The sequence below is a fragment of the Aureimonas phyllosphaerae genome (assembly GCF_047943035.1).
Classification (GTDB): domain Bacteria; phylum Pseudomonadota; class Alphaproteobacteria; order Rhizobiales; family Rhizobiaceae; genus Aureimonas; species Aureimonas phyllosphaerae.
On the sequence record NZ_CP181348.1, the window covers coordinates 4,165,238 to 4,188,701 of the forward strand.

Sequence of the window (23,464 nt, forward strand, 5' to 3'; positions counted from 1 at the left end):
CCCATGCCCGCCGCGACCGCCGCCCCCGCCAAGACGGCGGGTGCCGGCAATCCATGGGTGATCGCGATCGTCGTATCGATCGCGACCTTCATGGAGGTGCTGGACACCACGATCGCCAACGTGGCGCTGCGCTACATCTCAGGCGGCCTCGGCGTCTCCTCGGACGAGGCCTCGTGGGTGGTGACGACCTATCTCGTCTCCAACGCCATCACGCTGACGGCCTCCTCGTTCATCGCCAAGCGCTACGGGCGCAAACGGTTCTATCTCGCCTGCCTTGCCGTCTTCACGATCTCCTCGGTCCTGTGCGGTCTCGCCTGGAACATCGAGTCCCTCCTGTTCTTCCGCATCCTGCAAGGGTTTGCCGGCGGCGGCATGGTGCCGATCTCGCAGTCGATCCTCGCGGACTCCTTTCCGCCGGAGAATCGCGGGCAGGCCTTCGCGCTGTTCGGCGTCGCCGTCGTCGTCGCACCTGTCGTCGGGCCGACGCTCGGCGGCTGGCTTTCGGACAACGTCTCCTGGCATTGGTGCTTCCTGATCAACGGTCCGGTCGGCGTCCTCGCCTTCGCGCTGGTCTGGTTCCTCGTCACCGAGTCAGACGAGGCGCGGCAGGAGCGCGAGGCGATCCGGAAAAAGGGCATCCGCTTCGACCTCGTCGGCTTCCTCGCCGTCGCGACCTTCCTCGGCGCTTTGGAACTGGTGCTCGACCGCGGCCAGACGGAAGACTGGTTCGGCTCGAACTTCATCATCATCTCGGCGACCGTCTGCGTCCTCGCCTTCCTGTTCATGATCCCCTGGGAGCTCCGCCACGAGAACCCGGTGGTGGATCTGCGCATGATCGCCAGCCGGCAGTTCGGCTCGTGCTTCCTCGTGATGATGGCGACCGGCGCGATCCTGATCGCGACGACCCAGTTCGTGCCCGAACTCCTGCAGAGCTTCTACGGCTACACGGCGACCTGGGCTGGCCTTGCCCTGTCGCCGGGCGGCATCGTCACCATGACCATGATGTTCGTGGTCGGCCGGGTGACCGCGGTCGTGCAGCCGAAATATTTGATCGCGCTCGGAGCCGCGATCGTGGCCGCGGCGATGTGGGACCTCACGCGGCTCTCGCCGGACGTCAATTTCGGCTACTTCGTCTGGTCGCGCATCTTCGTCGGCCTCGGCCTACCGCTGATCTTCATCCCCATCACCACGGCCTCCTACGACGGCATCCCGAAGAACAAGACCGATCAGGCCTCGGCCCTCATCAACGTCGCGCGCAACGTGGGCGGCTCGATCGGCGTGTCGATCGCGCAGAACACGCTGGCCTTCCGCGAGCAGTTCCACCAGAGCCGCCTCGTCGAGCACATCACGCCATCGAGCCCCGCCTATCACCAGACGATGGAGGCGACGGTCGCGATGCTTCGCGCGCGCGGCCTGTCGGCCTCGGAGGCCGAACAGGGCGCCATCGCGCTGATCGGGCAGACGCTGCAGCACCAGGTCGGCTATCTCGCCTATATCGACGTCTTCCACGTCCTGATGCTGATCTCCCTCTGCGCCGTGCCGCTGGCCCTGATCCTGCGCAACGTGAAGGGAGGCGGAGGCGCGCCCGCAGGCGCGCACTGAGCCGGGGAACACTCCGCCTACGGCCCGATCTTGACGCGTTCCGCGGCGGCTGGACCGGATCGTGCTTCCGGCTTTTCGCCAGTTCCTGGCCATTCCCAGGGCACCCGTGGAAGCGGCCTTCGAGGGGCGAAGCCAAGGCTGTGCTCTGAAAGCGAGGCCCCTCCTTACGCCCTCAACCCGCGTCGAGAAGCCCGTCCAGCTGGCGGACGTGTTCCGCCGACAGCTGCAACGATGCCGCCGCGACATTTGCATGGAGATGGGCACGGCGCGATGTGCCGGGGATGACGAGAATGTTGGGGCTGCGCTGGAGAAGCCAGGCCAGGGCGACCGCCTGGGATGTCTCGCCGATCGAGGCGGCGACCGCCGTCAGACGATCCGTCTGAAGCGGCGTGAAACCGCCGAGCGGGAAGTAGGGGACATAGGCGATCCCGTCCGCGGCCAGTGCGTCGATCATCGCATCGTCGGTGCGGTGGACGAGGTTGTATTGGTTCTGCACGCAGACGATCGGCGCGATCTCGCGGGCGATGGCAAGCTGCCGCTCGTCCACCGTGCTGATGCCGATATGCTCCAGCAACCCCTCCTCCTGCATCCGACGCATGGCCTCCATCGGAGCGGCCACGTCGTCTCCGGGGGCGCCCATGCGCAGATTGACGACCGCCATCCGGTCCAGACCGAGGTTGCGCAGGTTGTCCTCGACCGAGCGCCGAAGGAAGTCGGCGTCACGCTGGAGGATCCACCCGCCCGTCTCGTCACGATAGGCGCCGACCTTGGTGACGATCGCCAGATCGGCGTCGTAGGGATGCAGCGCTTCGCGGATGAGGCGGTTGGTGACGTGCGGCCCGTAGAAGTCGCTGGTATCGATGTGGTCGATGCCGAGCCGGCGCGCTTCCTGAAGGACGGCCCTCGCTTCTTCGGGATCGCGCGGCTCACCGAAGACATGCGGTCCGGCAAGCTGCATGGCGCCGTAGCCCATGCGGTTCACCGAGATCGACGTGCCGGGAAAGGTGAAGCGGCCGGCGGCTGCTGCATTCGGTCGGGTCGTGGCATCGGACATGACAGGTCTCCTTGCTGATGAGCGCAAGGTGCCTGTTCGGCGAGGGTTTGATAATCGACGTCCGGGCGAATAGCCTGTTCGCCATGCCGATCAGTGAACGCTCCGCCTCCTTCGACGATCTCCATGTGTTTCTCGCCGTCGTCGAGGCTGCGGGCTTCCGCGTCGCGGCACGACGCCTTGGCCTGTCGCCGTCCACGGTCAGCGAGACCATTTCGCGGCTCGAGGCCCAGGTCGGCGTCCCGCTCCTGACGCGAACCACGCGCAGCGTGGTGCCGACCGAGGCGGGCTCGGCCTTCGCGGCGCGGCTGGCGCCGCTCTTCGGCGAGACCCTTGCGGCCATGCGGGACGTCGCCAGTTCGAAGGATGCCGTGCGCGGCCGGCTGAGACTCAACGTTCCGGGCGCCGTGATGCGGGATATCCTGCCTCCGCTGATCGACCGGTTCCTGGAGCGCCATCCGGAAGTTCAAGTGGAAATCGTGGTGGAGGACCGATTGGTCGACATCACGGCCGCCGGCTGCGATGCCGGCATCCGCTACGGGGAACACCTCGAACAGGATATGATCGCCGTACCGATCGGGCCCCGGCAACAGGAAAGCGGCCTTGCGGCTGCCCCCTCCTACCTCGCGCGGCATCCCGTCCCGAAGCATCCGCGAGACCTGCTCGACCACGCCTGCCTGCGCATCCGCTTCGCCGGAGCGGCGTTGAACGCATGGGAGTTCGAGAGGGGCGACGAGACCATCCGCGTCGACCCGCCCACGCGGATCATCCTCGGCACGGCCGGCGTCGAGGCCCTCATCCACCATGCGCTGACGGGCCAGGGCGTCCTCTATTCGTTCCGCAACTGGCTCGACCCGCATCTTGCGTCCGGGGCGCTTGTGCCCCTTCTCCGCGACTGGTGGCCGCGCTACGACGGTCCTCGCCTCTACTTCTCAAGCCGCTTCATGCCCGCGCCCCTCCGGGCGTTCGTGGACGTGGTCCACGAACAGTCCGCCGCGCCACCGGCATCGGCAGACATTCGAGGACGGCCTCCTGCTACGGGAAAATGACCTGGCCGTCAGATCCGTCTGTCACCCGGGAACGGCAGAACGCTCCGAAGTCTATTGTCTCGACCCTCGTCGACCTCGTCAGGCTTCCGGCCTGTTCATTCGCCGGACCTCTTCGAACACCGCGTCGGCAAGGACCGACGGAACTCCCCAGTAGTCGTAGACCCCACCGCGCGCTGCGTTGTGGCCGCAGACGACGAAGACGCCGGTGCCGAAGCGTGCCTTGAGATGACTCGCCAACCAGCCGACGAAGCCACTGTTGTCCTGGCCCTCGGGGAAATGGAAGCTGAACAGGCCGAACGTCTCGCGGTCGGCATCGTGCGCCGGGACGAGCTGGCTCCAGCCGTCCTCGTCCCGGATCAAGGCAAGAGCCTCGGGCGATGCGGCCGTTGGAAACTCCGCGAGCGCGAACTCGCGGAAGCACCAACGCCCGTCCACGATATCGAGCGTCGCGTCGGCGATCACGCGTCGAAGGCGAGTCTCGATCTGTTCTGCGGTCTCGACGGAAATATCGACCATCCGGTTTTCTTTCAGTATCGCAAGTGGCCCGTTGCAGGCCGTTGCCGCGGTTTCGCCCGAGCACGATGATCCCATCGACGCATCAGGCCGCAAGGGACAGGCGCCCCCTTCAGGACGACCGCTCGGCCATGAAGTCGGTGCTGCGCGTCACCTCCTCCCAGGCATCCGTTTCCGCTCGCATCGCGTCCAGCTTCTGGCGCAACTGGTCCAGCGCGTCGCCGCCGATCAGGAGATGGACCGGAGGCCGCTCCGCCTCGACCGCCCGGATGATCGCTCGCGCGCCGCGCACGGGGTCGCCGACCTGCTTGCCATGTCCGGCCTGCGTGCCGGCGCGGGCCCGACCGGCGGTCTCGGCATAATCGTCGATGACCCGGGCTGCCTGTCTGATCGAGTCGGGCCCGCGGAAGCCGGTCCGGAAGGCGCCTGGCGCCACGACCGTCACCGCGATGCCAAGCGGCGACAACTCCTTGGCGAGCGTCTCGGACATGGCCTCCACGCCGAACTTGACCATGTGGTAGTAGCCCACACCTGGATAGGTGACGATCCCGCCGATCGAGCTGATGTTGACGATGTGGCCCTTCCGGCGGGCCCGCATCCCGGGCAGGACTGCCTTGATGACGTCGATCGCCCCGAACAGGTTGGTCTCGAAGAGAGCGCGGACGTCCTCGTCCGCTCCCTCCTCGATGGCGCCGAGATATCCGTATCCCGCGTTGTTCACGAGGACATCGATCCGTCCGAAACGCGCCGTCGCCTCCTCGACCGCCGATGCGACCTGCCGCCCGTCGACGACGTCGAGAGCGACGGCCGTTGCCCGGTCGCCGGCTTCGGCCACGATGTCGGCCACATCGGCTGGCCGCCGGGCCGCAAGCACCACCTTGTAACCGGCAGCGAGCACCTCACGCGCAAGGGCACGGCCCAGGCCGCGGGATGCGCCGGTGATCATCCAGACCGCATCGGGATTCAACATGATGGATCTCCATCCGTTCGTTTCGATGCCAACGAACTAGCGATCAGAACGCCGTTCGATTAGACGGTCCGGATCGCAAGGGTCGTTGAACGAGATCGAACGATGCCAGCTTACAGTCTCAACGATCTCGCGGCCTTCGCGACCGTCGCCGGTCAAGGGAGCTACACCCGCGCCGCCGCAGCGCTCGGCACCTCGAAATCCAACCTCAGCCATACGATCCGCCGACTGGAGACGGCCTTGGGGTATCGTCTGCTCCAGCGCACGAGCCGCAGCGTCGCACCGACGGAAGCCGGCGAGGCCCTGCTGGCGACGCTTGCACCGGCGCTCGAGACGATCAGCGCCGTGCTGGACGATCTCGACCGCAACCACGACCAAGTGACGGGAACGCTACGGATCACCGCGACCCGGCAGGCGTACGAGGCCGTGATCCAGCCGATGCTCGCGGATTTCCTGTCCGATCACCCCCGGGCGGTGGTCGAGGTCCTGGTCGACTATGCCTACCGCGATATCGTCGCCGATCGCCTCGATGCCGGCATTCGGCTCGGGGAGAAGCTGGAGCAGGACATGGTCGCGCTGCGGGTCGGTCCCGACCTTCGAATGGCGGTCGTGGCGGCGCCTTCCTACCTGACGGCCAAGCGTGCCCCCGTGCGGCATCCGCACGACCTCCTGGCGCACCGCTGCATCAACTATCGCATGGTCCGGGCGGGAACGATCTATGCCTGGGAGTTCGAACAGGCCGGACGGGCCCTCGATGTGCAGGTGCCGGGGCCACTCATCTTCAACGATCCCGAGTTGATGCTTGCGGCCGCCCTCGACGGCCTGGGGGTCGGATACCTCCTCGACCATGAGGTCGCCCCCCATGTGGAGGCCGGTCGCCTGGTTCGGCTGCTTGCCGACTGGACCCCGCCCTTTCCGGGATTCCACCTTTACTACCCGTCCCGACGACAGATGCGGCCGATCCTGCGTGCCTTCATCGACCGATTGAGACAGGGCCGTCAGGACGGGTCCGCCCCTTCCGGCTGATCGTGGCGACATGCTTTCCGGCGGCCGGACGCGCGAAGTGGTAACGCGATGAATGCGGTTTGCGACGAGCCTTCGGGACGTTGAATGCTCAACTCTCCGCATCCCGATGCGTGGAGGCTCGCATGCCCAAGACTGAATCCAACTCCGTTGCCCTCGGCACGAAGGCGCCGGACTTCTCCTTGCCCAGCCTGGGCGGGCGCGAGATCGCCCTGTCCGACTTCGCCGAAAAGGGGGCGCGGTGATCGCGATCAACTCCACGACGCCCGCCGTCGGCGCGTATCGCTAGGTCGCAGTGAAGTTCCTCCGTGAAAAAGGAGGACCTTCAACGCCGCGCTCGGCCGCCGGCGCTGGGTCCTTGCTTCGTTTCACCTCCATCCCCGGGCCCGGATCGGAAAAGGGGACCGCTCCGTGGTGGTGAACGAAGCCACGACGGACCGCCGTTCGGAATTCATCCTGGACGTCGGCGCTACCCTCATCGCTCTCTCGGCTTCCCCCGTTCGTCCCGACCGCGACTGTGGCGCGGACACCCCGGATACCGTTCGTTACATTTCGTCACGTCGCTGACGCCCTTCGGCCTCAGGCGGGCTCTACCCCTTGGCTCGAACAACGGGAACCCGAGGGACATGAACCAGACGAAGACAAGGCCGCTGCCCTCGCGGGGCGAAGTCGCCTTCCGCTTCCTCGCCTGTACAGGCATCGCGCTCGCTCTCTACTACACGCCGGAGCTGAAGTGGTCGCCGGACGCGGCAACGGTCCAAGCCGACGCCACACTCACGCCCCCCGTGCCGGAACCCTCGCTCGAGGCCTGTGCCGGTCGCGACAACCGCGATCTCCTGATCGATGCGGCGATGCGGGCGAACTGAGCGATGGGCGTCGTCGGCAGCTTCCTCCGTCGCCTTCTCGTTCAGGCCCTCGTCTCCGGCACGGTCATGGCGGGCCTCCAGATCGCCGTACGCTTGGGCCCGGAAATGTTCGGGCCGTCGGCGCCGACAGCCGCGATCCAAGAACCGACGGGCATCAACGCGCCCGCCGCCACGCCCACGCCGGCGCCCCTTTTCGTGCAGGACCGGACCCATGCCAACGTGAAGGCCGAACGCTTCCCTGTCTGGCAGGAGCGCGAGGCGCGGGTGGCGACGATCCTGTCGCGACAACCCGCTTCCAGAAAATCGGAGGCGGGACCCGGCGACGTCATGCTGTTCGATCGCTGCCGGCCGGACTGCGAGTCCCGCGATCCCCTGCTGGCATCCAACCGGCGACCCATGACGACACCTGCACCGGCAGTAGCACCAGAGGTGCTGGACGACGTCACGGTGTCGTCCGCTCCAGACGCAGTGGCATTCGAGGCCGCTCCGAGCGAAGGCATCGTCGCCACGGCGGCGCGCGGCGGCCTCTCCATCGCCCGACGCCTCGTCGGCGCTGCCGGCAGCGTCGTCGGCCGGTAAGGTCGGTCAACCGATCGCCGGAAGTTGGATTTCCTGCCGCAAACCGCCACGCGCCCGGTTGGCGAGCGCGATCCGCCCCCCTTGCCGCTCGATGATCTCGCGGGCGATGGCAAGCCCCAGCCCCGCACCACCGGCCGTCTTCTGCCGAGCTTGGTCGACGCTGAAGAAGGGCTCAAAGACGCGCGTCATCAGATGCGCGGGAATGCCCGGACCGTCGTCCTCGATCACGATCACGACGGCCTCCGCCTCCATTTCCACGTTGACCCGCGCGCCGCCCCCGTGCCGGGCGGCGTTTTCCACGAGGTTGCGCAGGGCCCGCTTGAGGGCCAGCGGCTGCGCCTCGACACTGGCGTCGATCGGACCGGCCACCGACGCCTGCAAGCCGATATCCGCCAGTTCCCCGGCGATCGCCTCGAGCATGGCGTCCAAACCGACACGCTCGAATGAGGACGGGTCCGTCTCCTCCCGGACGAGGCGGATGGCGCTGTCGGCGATCGCGTCGAGTTCGGCGAGGTCGCGCAGCCAGACCGCGCGGTCCGCCTCCGGCAGGAACTCGGCTCGCAGGCGAAGCCGCGTCATCGGCGTGCGCAGGTCGTGGCCCGCCGCCGCGATGAAGCGCATCCGCCCTTCGTACGCGGCGGACAATCGAGCCGACAGGGCGTTGAACGAGCGGGCGATCGACCGCTCTTCCGGCGTCCCGCGCTCCGGGATCGATGCCAGCGTGCCATCGGCGCGCACGCTCGCGATGATGCGCTCCATCAGGCGAACCGGCCGCAGGATGCGCGCGGCGATCGGCACCGCGATCGCCATCGCGCCGAGGATTACGAGAAGGCCGTAGCTCGCGAGCGGCCGGACCGGCGACGGCGGTCCGCTCGGCAGGGTCATACGCGCCCATTCCGTGTCGGTGACGAGAAAGGCCACCTGCCGCGTCCGCTCGCCCGTCGTTTCCGCAACCACGGGCAGCGCGCTCCCGATCGAGCGAAGGGCGTCCGCAATCTCCCGTGTGGTGTCGTCATCGCGCGAGGCAGAGGATGGCGGCGGCGAGAGCTGGAGTCCTGCGCTCCGGGCCCGCTCCGGCGAGCCGTCGACGAGCCGGGCGACGGCGCTCATGGCTTCCGCTATGCTCCGGGCGCGCATACCGTCGTCGGGACCGTCGATGACGAGGGCCGTCACGCCGGCCGCCAGGACCACGACCGCGACGATGGCCGCGACGAGAAGACCGATCAGGCGCGTGCGCAGCGACATCAGCGGTCCCGCATCTCCCGGACCACGCGCGCGGAGAACTGGTAGCCGCCGTTGCGCACGGTCTTGAACAGTTTGAAGACGCCGTTGTCGCCGAACTTGCGACGAAGGCGGCTCATCGCGACGTCCACCGTGCGATCGAGCGGGTCGGGCGACGCACGCCCGTAGAGATGTTCGGAGACGATATCGCGCGACAGGAGCCGACCGGGGCGGTCGAGGAAGATGCGCAGGAGGTCGAACTCCGACCCGGTCAGCGGGACGTCCCGTCCCTCGGGATCGAGGACGGACCGCGAGACGGGGTCGGCGACATAACCCTCGAAGCGATAGCGCACGTCCGGTGAGCCTTGGGCGGCGGGCGAAGTCTCCGAGCCGTCGTCCCCGGCCAACCGGCCCTGCCGCCGCAGGACGGCCCGGATGCGGGCGACGAGCTCGCGCGGGTTGAACGGCTTGCCGAGGTAGTCGTCGGCACCGAGCTCGAGGCCGATGATGCGGTCGACGTCTTCCTTCAGGGCCGTCAGCAGGATCACGGGTAGCGACGGCCTGTCGCTGCGCAGGCGACGGCAGACGTCGAGGCCCGATCCGTCGGGCATCATTACGTCGAGCACGACGAGATCGATCCCGCCGGCGCCCACGACGCGCTCGCACTCGGAGGCGCCGGACGCGAGCCGGACGTCGAACCCCTGACCTTCGAGATAGCGCCCTAGAAGCTCGCGAATTTCCGCGTCGTCATCGACCACAAGGATGTTCATGCAACCATCCGCATTGCCTTGGAAGGGCGGGCCCGGCCGGAAGAGTATGCTGCCCATGCCGCAAACGTCACTTCCATGCGCGCAGGATCAGACCGGATTGTGGACATCCGACGATGGCTTCACCGCATCATCGTGGCAGGCGGATCGCAGCTTCCAGCCCCTGTCCGCCGCTGCGCAGCAGGACGTCGCCACCATGCTGCCTCGCGATCGCCCGCGCGATCGACAGGCCGAGGCCGACGCCGCCCGTCTCGGTATTGCGGGACTCCTCGAGGCGCACGAAGGGCGCGAAGACGTCCTCCAGACGATCGGCCGGAATGCCCGGTCCCCGATCGCGAACGCGGATCTCCACGCCGTCCGCCGCCGAAGTCAGCGAGACGTTCGCCTCTCTGCCGTAACGCACCGCGTTCTCGATGAGGTTGCGCAGGGCCCGGCGCAGGCTGTCGGGCCGGCAGCGGCAGGTGATGCGGCCCCCCTCCTCGAACCGTACGTCGTTGCCGACCTCGGCAAGGTCTTCGCAGAGGCTTTCGACGAGGGTCCCGAGATCCACCGTTCGGGTGGGCTCCGTCTCGCTCTCCTGCCGGGCGAGGGCCAGGATCGCTTCGGTCATCGCGCGCATCTCGTCGATCGTGGCGAACATGCGCGCCTGCAGCTCTTCGTCCTCGACGAACTCCGCCCGCAGGCGAAGCGTCGTCAGCGGCGTTCGCAGGTCATGGCCAATCGCACCGAGCATCCGCGTCCGGTCCTGCACGAACCGGTGGAGACGTTCCTGCATCCGGTTGAAAGCCTCCGCCGTGTGGCGGATGTCGTCCGGTCCCGTTTCCGGAAGCGGTTCCAGTACCTCGCCGCGCCCCAGTGTCTCGGCTGCTTGCGTGAGGCGGGCGAGCGGCTCGGCGATGCGCCGGATCACGACGATCGCGACAAGGGCGACGAGCCCTGCCGTCAGCGCGAAGGTCATCGGGAACGGTGTCGAGAGGATCGAACCCGTGAAGTGGTTGTAGTAGGCGGCATTGAAGGTCGTCCCGTTACCGAGCGGTACGGAGAAGCCGACGCCGAGATCGTCGGAGAAGGCGAGCGCGCGTGCGCCGGTCGGCAGGTCGGCCGGCCAGTTGGCGGGCGGCGACTGCTCGCCCGCGACCTCGGCGGAGGCGAGAGCGGACGCGGCCTCGCCGGGCTCGCGGCCTTCGGCCAGGGCGACGCCCTCGGAGGCCTCGAGGAGGCGGGCCAGGGGCGTCGCGAACTGGGCGCGCATCTCACCGAGCCAGACCGGGGAGCCGGGCTCCGTGGCCGGCGCGATCCAGAAGCGGGTGCCGTCGGTCGCGCTGGCGCGTGCGATGCGCTCGCGCACATCGGCCGGAAGCGAGGCGACGAGGCGGGCCAGCGACTGGGTCCGGTTGGTGAACTCGGCGCGGTCGCCTGCCTCCAGCACCTGCTTGCGCTCCTGCCAGACGAACAGGAACGACACCGCCTGCGACAGGAGCAGCGCGCCGAGAAGCGCGGCGACGAGCTGTCCCGACAGCGTCTTGTGCCACCACGACATCATGCGGGCACCACTTCGGCGGCCAGCCGATAGCCGCCGCCCCAATGCGTCTGGATCAGAGACGGGTTCTTCGGGTCCGCCTCCACCTTCTTGCGCAGGCGGCTCACCTGATTGTCGATCGAGCGATCGAAGACATCGCCTTCGCGGCCGGTCGTCAGGTCGAGCAACTGGTCGCGCGTCATCACCAGTCCGGGATGCTCCACGAAGACCTTGAGCAGGCGGAATTCGGCAGTCGAAAGCGACACGGTCACCCCGTCCGCCCCCTGCAGCTCGCGACGTCCGAGATCGAGCAGCCAGTCGGCAAAGCGCACCCGCTGGTTCAACGGCAGCTCGCGGTGGGGCGGCACGGCGTTGACGCGCCGGAGCACGGCCTTGATGCGCGCCAGGAGTTCGCGCGCGGAAAACGGCTTCGTCAGGTAGTCGTCCGCGCCGAGTTCCAGCCCGACGATGCGGTCGGTCTCGTCGGCGACGGCCGTGAGGAAGATGATCGGCACGCTGTTGGTGGCGCGCAGTTCGCGGCACACCGTCAGCCCGTCCTCGTCCGGCATCATGATATCGAGGACGATGAGGTCGAAGCGCTCGATCAGGAGCAGGCGGCGGAGCGCGCGCCCGCCATCCGCCACGCTGACGCGGAAACCCTGCTGGACGAGGTACTTGCGGACAAGATCCCGGATCTCGCGATGGTCGTCGACCACGCAGATGTGGGGAACGGCGGACATGGCGGCTCGGCTTCCTTCGCGAATGGTGCCCTCCGGCTCTACACCGGCGACGCCGGACGGTGGCGGAAAGTTTGTATCCGAATGTACCGGAGCGGCGTGCCGGGGCCCTCTCGATACAATTTGCGACAAAGCGCCAAGGGGATGACACACCTCGCCGTGCCGCAGCGCGGTATCACCGATGTCAAACTGGCGGGGCCTTGTCCTCGCGCCTCGGATAGGTCCCGATGCTTCCTCCACACCGTACACCCTTTCGCCGTGCCGCGGCGCTGCTGATCGGCCTTGCCGCCCTCTCGTCGCTGGCGGCGTGCAATCAACCGGAGGCCGCCGCTCCGTCCCGGGCGTCCGCTCCGCCGCCGGAGGTCGGCTTCGTCACGCTCCGACCTCAGCCGGTGACGCTTCAGAGCGACATGGCCGGCCGCGTCGTCGCCTTCCGCACCGCCGAGATCCGCCCGCAGGTCGGCGGGATCGTGGTGGAGCGCGTGTTCGAACCGGGGAGCGCGGTGAAGGCGGGCGACATCCTGTTCCGTCTCGACCGGAAGCCCTTCGAGGCCCAGCTTGCGGCGGCCGAGGCGACGTTGACGAAGGCGCAGGCCGCGCTGCCGAGCGTCCAGGCCAAGGCCGAGCGCTACGCCAACCTGTCGGCCTCGACCGTGATCAGCCAGCAGGACAAGGAGGATGCACAGTCGCTGTTCCTGCAAACGGAGGCGGACATCGCCGTCGCGCAGGCCGCCGTCGAGACGGCCCGCATCAACCTCGGCTATGCGGAGATCCGCGCCCCGATCGACGGCGTGATCGGCACCACGGACATCGACGCCGGCACCCTTCTCACCGCAGGACAGGCCGAGGCGCTCGCGACGATCCGACAACTCGACCCGGTTTATGTCGACCTCACCGAATCCTCCGGAAACCTCATCCGCAACCGGGCCGCCCTCGAGACGGGCGCGTTCCGCTCGGCCTTCGGCGACACAGCCTCACCGCCGAAGATTTCGCTGAGCCTGCCCGACGGCACGCCCTACGCCGCGACCGGAACGCTGGAAGCGCGAGAACGCTTCGTCTCCGAGACGACCAGCAGCTTCACCATCCGCGCGCGCTTCGCGAACCCGCAGGCCTTTCTCCTCCCCGGCCAGTACGTGCGCGCCACGCTCGAGATCGGCTTCGATGACCAGGGCTTTCTGGTGCCGCAGCGCGCCGTCTCGCGCAACAACAAGGGCGAGGCGACGGCGAGTTTCCTGAAGCCCGACAACTCGGTGGAAAGCCGCGTGATCCAGACATCCACCGATCTCGGCGGCAACTGGGTGGTGACGGGAGGCGTCTCGGACGGCGACCGCCTTGTCGTGGATGGTTTCCAGAAGATGCAGCCCGGCAAGCCTGTGACCCCGGTCGAGGTGGCGCTGGACGAGAACGGCGTCGCGCGCCCGGTCGGCGCCGGTGCGACGCAAGGCGCCGATCAGGTCGCCGCTCGCGGTGACGCGGCGACGAAGGCGCAGGACTGAAGCGATGGCCCAGTTCTTCATCCGCCGCCCCGTCTTCGCCTGGGTCATCGCCATCGCCATCATGCTCGGCGGCCTTCTCGGCCTGTCCCAGCTTTCCATCTCGCGCTATCCCGACATCGCCCCGCCCAACGTGCGCATCTCGGCGACCTATCCCGGCGCGAGCGCGCAGACGCTCGAGAACTCGGTCACCAAGATCATCGAGCAGAACATGACGGGGCTCGATGGGCTCCTCTACATGGCGTCGAACTCGACCTCGGCGGGATCGGCCTCCATCACCCTCACCTTCCAGAACGGGACCGACCCGGACATCGCGCAGGTCCAGACGCAGAACAAGCTTGCCCAGGTCACCTCTCAGCTTCCCGAAGCCGTGCAGCGGCAGGGGCTGACGGTCTCGAAGTCCTCGTCCGGCATCCTGATGGTGGCCGCCCTCACGTCGGCCAACCCGCGCTACAGTTCGATCGACCTTGCCGACCTCGTGTCGACCAACCTCGAGGACGCGATCCGCCGCGTGCCGGGCGTCGGCGACCTGAACCTCTTCGGCTCGGGTTATGCCATGCGCGTCTGGCTGGACCCCGCCAAGCTCGCCCAGTTTCAGCTGACGCCGGGCGACGTGACGTCCGCCATCGGCGCGCAGAACAGCCAGGTCTCCGTCGGCCAGCTGGGCGCCACGCCCTCCGCGCCCGGCGCGCAGATGAACTTCACCATCACCTCGCAGAGCCAGCTCCAGACGCCGGACCAGTTCCGCTCGATCATCCTGAAGACCGCAACGGACGGCTCGCTGGTGACGATCGGCGATGTGGCCCGTGTCGAGATCGGCGCGGAAAGCTACAACACCAGTGCCCGCTACAACGGTCAGCCAGCCGCCGGTTTCGGCGTGAACCTTGCCGCCGGCGCCAACGCGATCGATACGGCGGAAGGCGTCGTGGCCGCGATGGAGCGGCTGAAGGGCTCGCTGCCTTCGGACGTCGAGATCGTCTATCCCAACGACACGACGCCCTTCGTGAAGCTGTCGATCGAGAAGGTCGTCCATACATTGATCGAGGCGGTCGTCCTTGTCTTCGTCGTCATGCTCCTGTTCCTCCAGAACTGGCGCGCGACGCTGATCCCGACCATCGCCGTGCCCGTCGTCCTCCTGGGCACCCTCGGCGTCCTCGCGCTGGCCGGCTATTCCATCAACACGCTGACGATGTTCGCCATGGTCCTCGCCATCGGCCTCCTCGTCGACGATGCGATCGTCGTCGTGGAGAACGTCGAGCGCGTCATGGAGGAGGAAGGCCTCGGCCCCCGCGAGGCGACCGAGAAGTCGATGCGCGAGATCACGGGAGCGCTCGTCGGCATCGCGCTGGTCCTGTCGGCCGTCTTCCTGCCCATGGCCTTCTTCGGCGGCTCCGTCGGCATCATCTACCAGCAGTTCTCGATCACCATCGTCACGGCGATGCTCCTGTCGGTGGTGGTGGCCGTGGTGCTGACGCCCGCGCTTTGCGCGACGCTCTTGAAGCCGGCGCACGGGGCGAGCAAGAACTGGTTCTTCCGTGGTTTCAACCGCGGCTTCGGCGCGCTGACGAACGGCTACGAACGTGCGACCGGCGGTCTCCTTGCCCGTCCCCTTCGCGTGCTTTTCGTGTTTCTTCTGATCTGCGGCGGCACGGCGTATCTCTTCAACCGCCTACCCTCGTCGTTCCTGCCGCCGGAGGACCAAGGCGTCCTGATGACGCAGATCGAGCTGCCCGTGGGCGCGACACGGGCGCGCACGATCGAGGTGCTGAGCCAGGTCGAGCAGTACTATCTCACGCAGGAGGCGACCAACGTCGAAGGGGTGTTCGCCACCCAGGGCTTCTCCTTCGGTGGCCAGGGGCAGAACCTTGCGATGGCCTTCGTCCGGCTGAAGCCCTTCGACGAGCGGACGGCCGATGGACAGGATTCCGCGTCGATCGCAGGTCGGGCGATGCGCGCCTTCGCCAAGATCCGGGACGCGCGCGTCGTGGCGCTGTCGCCGCCGGCCCTTCCCGGCCTCGGGCAGTCCGGCGGCTTCGAGCTCTATCTTCAGGACTCGGGCGGCCAGGGGCCGAGCGCGCTGGCCGACGCCGGGCAACGCCTCCTGCAGGCGGCAGGCTCCGACCCGATCCTGACGGGCGTTCGCCGCAACGGAACGCCGACGCAGCCACAGCTGGATGTCGAGATCGACCACCAGATGGCGGGCGCGCTCGGCATCGACGTCGCGGCCGTCAACGACGTCCTGTCGAAGGCCTGGGCTGGCGCCTACGTCAACGACTTCGACAACAACGGTCGCATCAAGCCGGTCTATGTCCAGGCCGATGCGCCCTTCCGCATGCTGCCGAGCGACCTGAACCGTTGGTACGCGCGCAACGACACGGGCGAGATGGTGCCCTTCTCCGCCTTCACGCAGGTCGGCTGGGACCAGGGCCCGGCGCGGCTGGAGCGCTTCAACGGCCTCAGCGCCGTGAACATCCAAGGCCAGGCCGCAAGCGGCACGTCCTCGGGCGAGGCCATGGCGCGAATGGAACAGCTCGTCGCCGATCTCGGACCCGGCTGGACGGTGGACTGGAGCGGCCTGTCCTACCAGGAGCGGCTTTCGGGCTCGCAGGCGCCGCTCCTTTACGCGCTGTCCGTCCTCGTCGTCTTCCTGTGCCTTGCTGCACTCTACGAGAGCTGGACCGTGCCCTTCTCGGTGATCCTCGCCGTTCCGATCGGCGTCTTCGGTGCGCTGGTCGCGGCGAGCATGAGCGGCCTGTCGAACGACATTTATTTCAAGGTCGGCCTGCTGACGACGATCGGCCTGGCCGCCAAGAACGCCATCTTGATCGTCGAGTTCGCGCGCGACCTTCATGCGGCCGGCAAGCAGCTGGTGGAGGCGACGCTGGAGGCGGCGCGTCTGCGCCTGCGCCCGATCCTGATGACGTCGTTCGCCTTCATCCTCGGCGTCCTGCCGCTCGCCATCTCGACGGGCGCGGGTGCGGGCGCCCAGCGGGCGATCGGCATCGGCGTCATGGGCGGCATGATCGCCGCGACCGCGCTCGGCATCTTCTTCGTGCCGCTGTTCTTCGCCGCCGTGATGCGCGTCAGCGCGGGGCTGTCGCGACGCCCTGCGGCACCTCTCCTTGCGCCCGAACCCGCCGAATGATCGTCGGTGGGAACTGGCGTCCGCACCCTACAGCGCGCCCCAGCCTCGCCCGCCGGGAGCGCCACCAAGTGTCGGGACCTTGACCGGACCGCGAAGTTCGCCGTCGGTGGCATGATGGACGCAACCCTCCCGGCCGGAGAGCAGGCCACGGCATCGGACAGGCGATGGCGGAACGTCGAAGTCTCGCTACGCCGTTGGCGGAAGCCACCTGTCCTTCCCCGCGTCTCACCCTCATCACGGCGAGGTCGTTGCGGCGGCGATACCGGGCGAACCGACCGGCTTCGCGACGCGGCCCCACGAGGATGGACGGCCTCGGCGTCGGGTTCGACATGGCCGTTCCTAACCATCCGCTCTTTCGTCGGAGGCCGTTCCGACACGACATCCGGTCGGCATTCAGCTCGTGGACACATCGGCACAGGTGGTCGTACGTTCCGCGGTTTCTCCGCCGGTATCGAGCGCTGGAGTCACGGCGACACATCCACTTGCCCGGCTTGACGACGATCCCTTCGGGCTCGTGCGTGTTCGATCCTGGCCGAGTGCTCGCCAGAGGCTGGGAAGCTCGGTCCGAGGGTGGGCCACTTCCGAGGCGACAGCCAAGCGGAACGTCCGATCCGGCTTGGGGCCCATCTTGAATGCGGTCTGTGAGACTGGACGGAGCCCGACGATATAAGAGGCCACCAACCCCAATGAACCTTCTGGGCTCAAGGCAACCGCAGAAGGGAGGGGGAGCCGTCCGCGAAGCCCTTTCCAATGGCGCTACACACCCCTTGGTTCTGTCCAAGTCGCGGAAACAAACCTACAGGTCACCGCAACCACCTGTGAAGCAAGTATTCCTTTCTATTTTAAAGGACTAACACTGCAGGTTATTTTCGATCGTCTCTGTCCTGCAAGCTTGCGCTTGTGACCATGCGTCAATGGAGAGAGACATAAAACGGTATCAGACACGTCTGGCTGCCACGCTCTCCGGTTGTGCAGCATTCATCAGCGCAGCGCCGTCCGCACAGGCCCAGTTCGGTGGAGGTCTTGCCGGCGGACTTGGCGGATCGATCGGAGGCAACGGCGGTATCGGCGCCGGCCTCGGGGGGTCCCTTGGCGGCGGCAGCGGGCTCGGGGTCGGCGTCGGCGCCTCGATCGGCGGCGATCGCGGGATCGGGGCCGGCGCCGGAGCTTCCATCGGCGGCAGCCGGGGCACCAATGTCGGCACGGGAGCGTCGCTGGGCGGCGGGCAAGGCGTAAACGCCGGCGCGGGGGCATCCGTCGGAGGATCGAAAGGTGTCGGGGCTGGCGTCGGGGCGTCGATCGGCGGCGCGTCCGGCGTCGGGGCCGGGGCCGGCGCCTCGGTCGGTGGATCGAAGGGCATCGGGGCTGGTGCCGGCGCATCCGTTGGCGGGAGCCGCGGCATAGGAGCCGGGATCGGGGCCTCGGTCGGAGGACGTGATGGCATCAATGCCGGGGTGGGTGCCAATGTGGGCGGCAGTCGTGGGATCGGTGCCGGTGTCGGTGCATCCGTGGGCGGCAGCAACGGCATCGGTGCCGGGGTCGGCGTATCGGTCGGTGGCAATCGCCCGAGCCAGCCCGGACGCGGCTACACCGTCGCCAGTCGACCAGAGGGCGGCAGGCCAGGCTCGATCGGCCGGCCCGCGTCGCCGGAAGGCATCGGTCAGTCCGGTCCGTTGACGTCGGCTCCTCCGACCGCCCCGCGGCCGCCCGGAAGCGCCATTCCTCTTACCGGCAACATGAACCGGCGCACGCTTTCCGCGGTTCAAGGCTTCAACGACATGTCGTCGAGCGATCGGCGCAGGCTCCAGAAGCAATGCCGTTCGATCCTGAACGACCCCAACGGCAACGAATGGGATCTCGTGCAGCTCTGCAAGCTCCTGCGGTCCTGAGGGTCTCTAGTGGGTGCCGTCCGAACGTCGGGCGGCACCTGTTCCCCTTCGGTCCTTCACCCGTCGTTTCGCGATACCCCTCCCGCATGGAGAATACGCATGCCGTCGTTTTCCCCTGCCCCTCGCGCCACCCGCCCCTTTTCGGACCTCAACTCCCGCCTCAAGCGGGGCCGCATCTGCGAGATGCTGCAGCAACGCAGCTTCCGCGCCGCCTATCAACCGATCTTCGCGATGGCGGATGACAGGCTGATCGGCGTCGAGGCGCTGACACGGGTCCAGGTTCGTCCGTATCGCTCCCCCGATGCGTGATTCCGCGATGCCTATGAAGTGGGGCTCGGCCCCGATCTCGAAATCGAGACGCTGACGACCGCTCTCGGGGGCCTGGACCTCTTCCCGAACCATATGTTTCTCGCCCTCAACGTCTCGCCCGACATCCTTCTCGATCAACGCTTCTCCCCTCTTCTGGAGGGCGTCGATGCCAGGCGCCTCGTGCTGGAATTGACCGAACATACGGCGGTCGACGACTACCGGCCGCTGATGACAGCGCTTCGTCCGCTGCGGGATCGGGGCGCCCGACTGGCGATCGACGACGTGGGGGCCGGATACGCCAACATGCAGCATATCCTGAGCCTGCGGCCCGACATCCTGAAGATCGATGCCAGCCTGACGAACAACATTCATGTCTGCCCGAGCCGGGCGGCACTTCTCGCAGGGCTCGTGCAGTTCGCCCGCACGTTCGACACCAGGATCGTCGCCGAAGGGATCGAGGTCGCGCCGCAGCTGGATCGCCTGCGTGAGCTCGCCGTCGACTATGGGCAGGGGTACCTTCTCGGCCGACCGCTGCTGCTCAAACGGGCTCGGTGAAGCCCGCAACGGGAGCGGTCGCGTGCCCCAGCGCTTCGCCGGAGCCGACAGACGGCACGCTCGGAACGCCCTTTCGTTTGAGCGGTCAGACGCCGCCGAAGAACCGGGTGAAGAACAGCACCAGCAACCCGGCGACGCCGATACCGATGACCACATACAAAGCTGCCATGATCCCCGTGGCCGACTTCCTCGAACTCATCGCTCGACTCTCCTGGTTTCGTTGATCGCTGCGGATGTCGTGATGATGGGGTCGCTACGGGTGGAAGCCTATCCAACGACCATGCATCATCGCGATCCGTTGCACCCCGCTCGTTCAAGACCCCATACGCCAAATCGGACACCCATGCCGTGCGACACGTTAGCCGCGACCGATTGCGGGGGAGACCCGCGGGATGTCCGGATCCAACAAGGGAAAACCGCCGCTGTGGGAGCGACTGCGACCACCGGTTCTGGTCACAACCCGATCGCCTGAGGTGAGGATGCCGACACCTGCCAGCCGCCATTGCCGACCATCCGCCTCGTCCGAAAGTTCACAATGTCGGCAGGGGATCCTTCAGCCTGCGTTGCATCCCTCGTTTCCGGAACTGCCGCCGAAGCTCGGCGCCTGATCTGAAAACGCTCAGTGAGCGCCATCGGCCTCCTCAACCATGAGGTCCGTCGAGACCCGATTTCGATGACGGGCACCGAAGGAAAAGGAAGGTCCGCCTGAAAGACGCGTGATCGCCGTCCTCTTTTAGATTTCGATCGACTTCTATCAGCCTAGATATGGCTCCCGAAGATCGCTCATCGGAGCTCGACCATGTCTGTACATCATGCCCCCTCCCGCCGCGTCGTCGTCACCGGCATGGAGATCGTCTCGCCTTTGGGCGTCGGGATCGAGCCCGTCTGGAGCCGCCTCGTCGAGGGTCGTTCCAGCATCTGCCGGCTTCCCGACGATCTGGTGCCGGACGTCGCCGCGAAGGTCGGGGGCGTGGTTCCCACGCGCGAGGAGGACCCGGAAGCCGGGTTCGACATCGACGGGGTCGTGTCCGTCAAGGACCAGCGCAAGCTCGGTCGCTTCATCGCCTTCGCTCTTGCGGCCAGCGACGAAGCCCTCGCGCAGGCGGGCTTCTCCCCATCGACCGAGGCGGAGCGTGAGCGCGCGGCGACCGTGATCGCCACCGGGATCGGCGGTTTCCCCGAGATCGCCGGCGCCGTTCGCACGACCGACGAGCGCGGAACGAAGCGGCTTTCCCCGTTCGTCATCCCCTCGTTCCTTGCCAATCTCGCGTCGGGTTGGGTTTCGATCCGCTACGGGCTGAAGGGGCCGCCGGGATCGCCGGTCACGGCCTGCGCGGCAGGCGTTCAGGCGATCGGCGATGCCGCACGGATGATCCGGGCGGGAGAGGTCGATGTCGCGGTCTGCGGCGGCGCCGAGGCGTTCATCGACCGGGTGAGTCTTGGAGGGTTCGCGGCGGCTCGGGCCCTTTCGACAGCGCACTATGAGGATCCGGCGCTTGCCTCGCGGCCGTTCGATGCCGCCCGCGACGGCTTCGTGATGGGGGAAGGCGCCGGGATCCTGGTGATCGAGGCGCTCGACCACGCCATCGCCCCGGTGCGGTGCCGATCGCGGAACTCGTCGGCTACGGCACGAGTGCCGGCGCGTACCACCTCACGGCGGAGCCGAAGGACGGCAGCGGCGCCCGGCGTGCGATGGCGACGGCGCTCCGTCAGGCCGGTCTTGATCCGACGGGGATCGACCACATCAACGCACATGCGACGTCGACCCCCGTGGGCGACCAGGGAGAGCTCGCCGCCATCCGCGCGCTCTTCGGCGAGGCCCGACCGATCATCACGTCCACGAAGTCGGCGACAGGTCATCTTCTGGGCGCGGCCGGCGGGATCGAGGCCGTGTTCTCGGTCCTCGCCTTGCGCGACGGCATCGTTCCCCCGACCCTCAATCTCGTCGACCCCGATCCCTTGGCGTCGGGCATGGACATCGTCGCGGGCACCGCACGCCGTTCATCGCTCCGAACGGTTCTCTCGAACGGGTTCGGCTTCGGCGGCGTGAACGCGAGCCTCGTGTTCCAGCGGATGGAATGATCCATCGACGCGGCGGGCTGCCGGGCGCGGCCTTCGCCCGGCGGCAAAAGCGACGCGACTAGGACGATCGCCAGTCCGCCCGGACCGTGACTGCCGCCATCGCAAGTCCGTAGACGACGATCCCGGCGGCGATGGCCGCGAACACGATCGAGGGGGTACCGCCCATGCGCAGGACCAGAAACGCGCCACCGAGGGCGATCGCGGTGCGCAGAACCGTAACCGCCAAAGGCCCGGCCAGGCGTCCGGCCCCCTGCCCGGCGAAGTAGAGGCCCATCCCGAGGCCGAAGAAGCCGAAAGTCGGCCCGACGATCGCGAGATAGTGCGATCCGGTCGCGATCATCTCGGGATCCGATCCGAAGAGGCCGAGCCACTGCGACGGGAACGCGGCGCCGAGAAGCCCGACGATTTCCGCCGCCGCGAAGGCCATCGCCGCGCCCGTAAAGGCGATCCGCTTGGCCCGCTCGATCTGGCCCGCCCCGACATTCGTGCCGACGAGAGGCACGAGCGGCGCGCCGAAGCCGAAGGTGAGCGGGATGAGGAGGTATTCGAGGCGCGCCGCCGTCCCGTAGCCCGCCAGCGCTCCCTCGCCAGCCAGGCGTCCGACGATCGACGTGATGACGATGAAGATGACGTTGGTCTGGATCGCCGTCAGCGATGACAGGGCGCCGACCCGGAGGATGTCGGCGAACAGCCGCCACTCCAGCCGGCCGGCTCGAAGGGAGAGGAGGCTGCGTCCCGAGAGGATGTGCCAGGCGAGATAGGCGCAGCCTACGGCGTTGAAGACGACGATGGCGAGGCCGCCGCCCGCAACGCCCATCGCCGGCACCGGGCCGTAGCCATAGATGAGCAGCGGCGAAAGCGGCACGATCAGGAGGACACCGAGCCCCGCGATCGCGGCCGGCACGCGCATGTCGCCGGTCCCTCGAAGCGCGCTCGCCAGGGCGTTCATCACCCACAGGAGGACGTTGCCGGCGAAGATGATGTTGGAATAGGTGACCGCCGCGTCCAGCGCGCCGTCCCGCGCGCCCAGCATCGCATAGAACGGGCGCCCGAAGGCGAGCGCCAGGATCGAGAAGGCCAGCCCGATGCCGCCGAGGAGCACCGTCCCGTGAAAGAGGACGCGATCGGCGTCGGTGCGCCGTCCGCCCCCGAGTGCACGCGCGACCGCCGAGGAGATGCCGCCCCCCATCGACCCGATCGAGAGCATCTGCATCAGCATGAAGACCGGGAAGACGAGCGCCATGCCGGCCAAGGCATCGGGCCCGAGCTGCCCGACCCAATAGGTCTCCACAAGGCCCGTCGACGCCTGGAGCAGCATCACGGCAAGGTTCGGCCAGGCGAGCTGGAGGATCAGCGGCACGACGGGATCCGACAGAAGCGAACGCGTGCGCCCATCGATCTGCGGTGGTGCCGGCGAAGCGTGCCCGGCTGAAACGGCGGCATCGGTCATGCGGCATTCCTCGCTGCGCGGCGAAACGGGAGGGTGGAGAAGCAATCGAAGCGCCGGCAGGCCGTGCTCCCTGAAGGAGTCAGCCGACGGCGGCCCCGTCCGTCGGCCGGGGGTTGTCGAGGACGAGGCACGTCTCGGTGCCGTGAGCGATCAGGCGTCCCTCGGCGTCGTAGAGACGTCCCTCGCCAGTCGCCATGCGTCGGCCCGAGAAGAGCGCCGACGCCTCGCACCGCACATCCACCTCGCCCGGCAGCAGCGCCCGGACGTAGTTGATGGAAAGGGAGGTTGTAGCTCTGCCCGGCCTTGAGGGTCGAATGGACGGCGCAGGCCATCGCGGTATCGAGGATCGTCGCGATCCAGCCACCATGAACCGTTCCCAACGGGTTCAGGAACGCCGCCTTCGGCCGTCCTGCAAAGACGATCCGCCCCGCCGAGACGCTGACCGGCGTGATTTCCATCGTCGCCCCGAAGGGCGGCAGGGGCAGCCGCCCGTCCAGCATCCGTTCGAGGACTTCGAGCCCGGACAGCGCCGCGATCTCGCCTCGCGGCAAGGGAGCGGGCTCCTTCGAGCAGTCGTTGCCGGCATCGTGTTGATGGTCTGTCATGGCTACTCCCCTCCTTCGACCCGAGGTCATCGATCCGGTCCT

18 protein-coding genes and 3 pseudogenes are annotated in these 23,464 nt (G+C 67.7%); 11 read left to right on the forward strand and 10 right to left on the reverse strand.

What is annotated here, in order from left to right:
• Window positions 1–3: 3 nt before the first annotated feature.
• Entirely contained in the window at window positions 4–1,602 is a 1,599-nt protein-coding gene (locus ACLNGM_RS19905) for a DHA2 family efflux MFS transporter permease subunit (protein ID WP_416356279.1), read from the forward strand.
• Window positions 1,603–1,774: 172 nt separating this feature from the next.
• On the opposite strand, the gene ACLNGM_RS19910 is transcribed toward ACLNGM_RS19905, so the two are convergent.
• Window positions 1,775–2,656 (reverse strand): oxidoreductase, encoded by an 882-nt coding sequence (locus ACLNGM_RS19910; RefSeq protein ID WP_416356280.1) that lies wholly within the window; start codon window positions 2,654–2,656, stop codon window positions 1,775–1,777.
• Between the two features lie 83 nt (window positions 2,657–2,739).
• Here ACLNGM_RS19910 and ACLNGM_RS19915 point away from each other — a divergent pair, with 83 nt between their 5' ends.
• Window positions 2,740–3,702, forward strand: a complete 963-nt coding sequence (locus ACLNGM_RS19915) for a LysR family transcriptional regulator (protein WP_416356281.1) — start codon at window positions 2,740–2,742, stop codon at window positions 3,700–3,702.
• A 78-nt stretch (window positions 3,703–3,780) separates the two neighbouring features.
• Here the strand turns inward: ACLNGM_RS19915 and ACLNGM_RS19920 are convergent, their stop codons facing one another.
• Complete coding sequence (locus tag ACLNGM_RS19920) at window positions 3,781–4,218, reverse strand: DUF6196 family protein (RefSeq protein WP_416356282.1); 438 nt, start codon at window positions 4,216–4,218, stop codon at window positions 3,781–3,783.
• 109 nt (window positions 4,219–4,327) lie between these two features.
• Window positions 4,328–5,185 carry an oxidoreductase gene (locus ACLNGM_RS19925; protein WP_090958974.1) on the reverse strand — a complete coding sequence of 286 codons (858 nt, stop codon included), beginning with the start codon at window positions 5,183–5,185 and terminating at the stop codon, window positions 4,328–4,330.
• A 102-nt stretch (window positions 5,186–5,287) separates the two neighbouring features.
• Between ACLNGM_RS19925 and ACLNGM_RS19930 the strand changes: the two genes are divergently transcribed.
• The 3 genes from ACLNGM_RS19930 to ACLNGM_RS19940 all read left to right on the forward strand — a co-directional run bounded on the left by ACLNGM_RS19930 (window position 5,288) and on the right by ACLNGM_RS19940 (window position 7,650).
• Window positions 5,288–6,208 (forward strand): LysR family transcriptional regulator, encoded by a 921-nt coding sequence (locus ACLNGM_RS19930; protein WP_416356283.1) that lies wholly within the window; start codon window positions 5,288–5,290, stop codon window positions 6,206–6,208.
• A gap of 623 nt (window positions 6,209–6,831) precedes the next feature.
• Entirely contained in the window at window positions 6,832–7,071 is a 240-nt protein-coding gene (locus ACLNGM_RS19935) for a hypothetical protein (RefSeq protein WP_416356284.1), read from the forward strand.
• 3 nt (window positions 7,072–7,074) lie between these two features.
• Window positions 7,075–7,650 (forward strand): hypothetical protein, encoded by a 576-nt coding sequence (locus ACLNGM_RS19940; RefSeq protein ID WP_416356285.1) that lies wholly within the window; start codon window positions 7,075–7,077, stop codon window positions 7,648–7,650.
• Between the two features lie 6 nt (window positions 7,651–7,656).
• Here ACLNGM_RS19940 and ACLNGM_RS19945 read toward each other — a convergent pair whose 3' ends face one another.
• From ACLNGM_RS19945 to ACLNGM_RS19960, 4 genes are all read right to left on the reverse strand, one after another.
• Entirely contained in the window at window positions 7,657–8,895 is a 1,239-nt protein-coding gene (locus ACLNGM_RS19945) for an ATP-binding protein (protein WP_416356286.1), read from the reverse strand.
• The gene (locus ACLNGM_RS19950; protein ID WP_416356287.1) at window positions 8,895–9,641 is read right to left on the reverse strand and encodes a response regulator transcription factor; all 747 of its coding nucleotides are present in this window, start codon (window positions 9,639–9,641) and stop codon (window positions 8,895–8,897) included. Before ACLNGM_RS19950 ends, ACLNGM_RS19945 begins: the two co-directional genes overlap by 1 nt.
• A 127-nt stretch (window positions 9,642–9,768) precedes the next feature.
• Entirely contained in the window at window positions 9,769–11,181 is a 1,413-nt protein-coding gene (locus tag ACLNGM_RS19955; protein WP_416356288.1) for an ATP-binding protein, read from the reverse strand.
• Window positions 11,178–11,897, reverse strand: coding sequence for a response regulator (locus tag ACLNGM_RS19960; RefSeq protein WP_416356289.1), 720 nt, complete (start codon window positions 11,895–11,897; stop codon window positions 11,178–11,180). The genes ACLNGM_RS19955 and ACLNGM_RS19960 overlap by 4 nt, the downstream gene beginning before the upstream one ends.
• A gap of 224 nt (window positions 11,898–12,121) precedes the next feature.
• Here ACLNGM_RS19960 and ACLNGM_RS19965 point away from each other — a divergent pair, with 224 nt between their 5' ends.
• The 6 genes and pseudogenes from ACLNGM_RS19965 (at window position 12,122) to fabF (ending at window position 21,367) form a co-directional block, all read left to right on the forward strand.
• Entirely contained in the window at window positions 12,122–13,390 is a 1,269-nt protein-coding gene (locus tag ACLNGM_RS19965; RefSeq protein WP_090958993.1) for an efflux RND transporter periplasmic adaptor subunit, read from the forward strand.
• Window positions 13,391–13,394: 4 nt separating this feature from the next.
• On the forward strand, window positions 13,395–16,532 hold the full coding sequence (locus ACLNGM_RS19970; RefSeq protein WP_416356290.1) for an efflux RND transporter permease subunit: 3,138 nt from the start codon (window positions 13,395–13,397) through the stop codon (window positions 16,530–16,532).
• 914 nt (window positions 16,533–17,446) lie between these two features.
• On the forward strand, window positions 17,447–18,421 hold the full coding sequence (locus tag ACLNGM_RS19975; protein WP_416356291.1) for a hypothetical protein: 975 nt from the start codon (window positions 17,447–17,449) through the stop codon (window positions 18,419–18,421).
• Between the two features lie 99 nt (window positions 18,422–18,520).
• Window positions 18,521–18,730, forward strand: coding sequence for a hypothetical protein (locus ACLNGM_RS19980; RefSeq protein WP_416356292.1), 210 nt, complete (start codon window positions 18,521–18,523; stop codon window positions 18,728–18,730).
• Window positions 18,731–18,748: 18 nt separating this feature from the next.
• On the forward strand, window positions 18,749–19,285 hold the full coding sequence (locus tag ACLNGM_RS19985; RefSeq protein WP_416356293.1) for an EAL domain-containing protein: 537 nt from the start codon (window positions 18,749–18,751) through the stop codon (window positions 19,283–19,285).
• Between the two features lie 799 nt (window positions 19,286–20,084).
• Window positions 20,085–21,367: pseudogene (gene fabF / locus ACLNGM_RS19990) on the forward strand (beta-ketoacyl-ACP synthase II).
• Between the two features lie 58 nt (window positions 21,368–21,425).
• Here fabF and ACLNGM_RS19995 read toward each other — a convergent pair.
• The 3 genes and pseudogenes from ACLNGM_RS19995 to ACLNGM_RS20005 form a co-directional block, all read right to left on the reverse strand.
• A complete protein-coding gene (locus ACLNGM_RS19995) occupies window positions 21,426–22,817 on the reverse strand; it encodes an MATE family efflux transporter (RefSeq protein ID WP_416356294.1) in 1,392 nt (463 codons plus the stop codon).
• A gap of 208 nt (window positions 22,818–23,025) precedes the next feature.
• Window positions 23,026–23,184: pseudogene (locus ACLNGM_RS20000) on the reverse strand (hypothetical protein); the annotation flags it as partial.
• Window positions 23,153–23,452, reverse strand: a pseudogene (locus ACLNGM_RS20005) (PaaI family thioesterase); the annotation flags it as partial. The pseudogenes ACLNGM_RS20005 and ACLNGM_RS20000, both read right to left, overlap by 32 nt.
• Window positions 23,453–23,464: the final 12 nt, after the last annotated feature.

Coding starts and splice junctions, on each gene's coding strand:
- ACLNGM_RS19905 (WP_416356279.1), top strand. CDS start 4: ATGCCCGCCGCGACCGCCGCCCCCGCCAAGACGGCGGGTGCCGGCAAT.
- ACLNGM_RS19910 (WP_416356280.1), bottom strand. CDS start 2,656: ATGTCCGATGCCACGACCCGACCGAATGCAGCAGCCGCCGGCCGCTTC.
- ACLNGM_RS19915 (WP_416356281.1), top strand. CDS start 2,740: ATGCCGATCAGTGAACGCTCCGCCTCCTTCGACGATCTCCATGTGTTT.
- ACLNGM_RS19920 (WP_416356282.1), bottom strand. CDS start 4,218: ATGGTCGATATTTCCGTCGAGACCGCAGAACAGATCGAGACTCGCCTT.
- ACLNGM_RS19925 (WP_090958974.1), bottom strand. CDS start 5,185: ATGTTGAATCCCGATGCGGTCTGGATGATCACCGGCGCATCCCGCGGC.
- ACLNGM_RS19930 (WP_416356283.1), top strand. CDS start 5,288: ATGCCAGCTTACAGTCTCAACGATCTCGCGGCCTTCGCGACCGTCGCC.
- ACLNGM_RS19935 (WP_416356284.1), top strand. CDS start 6,832: ATGAACCAGACGAAGACAAGGCCGCTGCCCTCGCGGGGCGAAGTCGCC.
- ACLNGM_RS19940 (WP_416356285.1), top strand. CDS start 7,075: ATGGGCGTCGTCGGCAGCTTCCTCCGTCGCCTTCTCGTTCAGGCCCTC.
- ACLNGM_RS19945 (WP_416356286.1), bottom strand. CDS start 8,895: ATGTCGCTGCGCACGCGCCTGATCGGTCTTCTCGTCGCGGCCATCGTC.
- ACLNGM_RS19950 (WP_416356287.1), bottom strand. CDS start 9,641: ATGAACATCCTTGTGGTCGATGACGACGCGGAAATTCGCGAGCTTCTA.
- ACLNGM_RS19955 (WP_416356288.1), bottom strand. CDS start 11,181: ATGATGTCGTGGTGGCACAAGACGCTGTCGGGACAGCTCGTCGCCGCG.
- ACLNGM_RS19960 (WP_416356289.1), bottom strand. CDS start 11,897: ATGTCCGCCGTTCCCCACATCTGCGTGGTCGACGACCATCGCGAGATC.
- ACLNGM_RS19965 (WP_090958993.1), top strand. CDS start 12,122: ATGCTTCCTCCACACCGTACACCCTTTCGCCGTGCCGCGGCGCTGCTG.
- ACLNGM_RS19970 (WP_416356290.1), top strand. CDS start 13,395: ATGGCCCAGTTCTTCATCCGCCGCCCCGTCTTCGCCTGGGTCATCGCC.
- ACLNGM_RS19975 (WP_416356291.1), top strand. CDS start 17,447: ATGGAGAGAGACATAAAACGGTATCAGACACGTCTGGCTGCCACGCTC.
- ACLNGM_RS19980 (WP_416356292.1), top strand. CDS start 18,521: ATGCCGTCGTTTTCCCCTGCCCCTCGCGCCACCCGCCCCTTTTCGGAC.
- ACLNGM_RS19995 (WP_416356294.1), bottom strand. CDS start 22,817: ATGACCGATGCCGCCGTTTCAGCCGGGCACGCTTCGCCGGCACCACCG.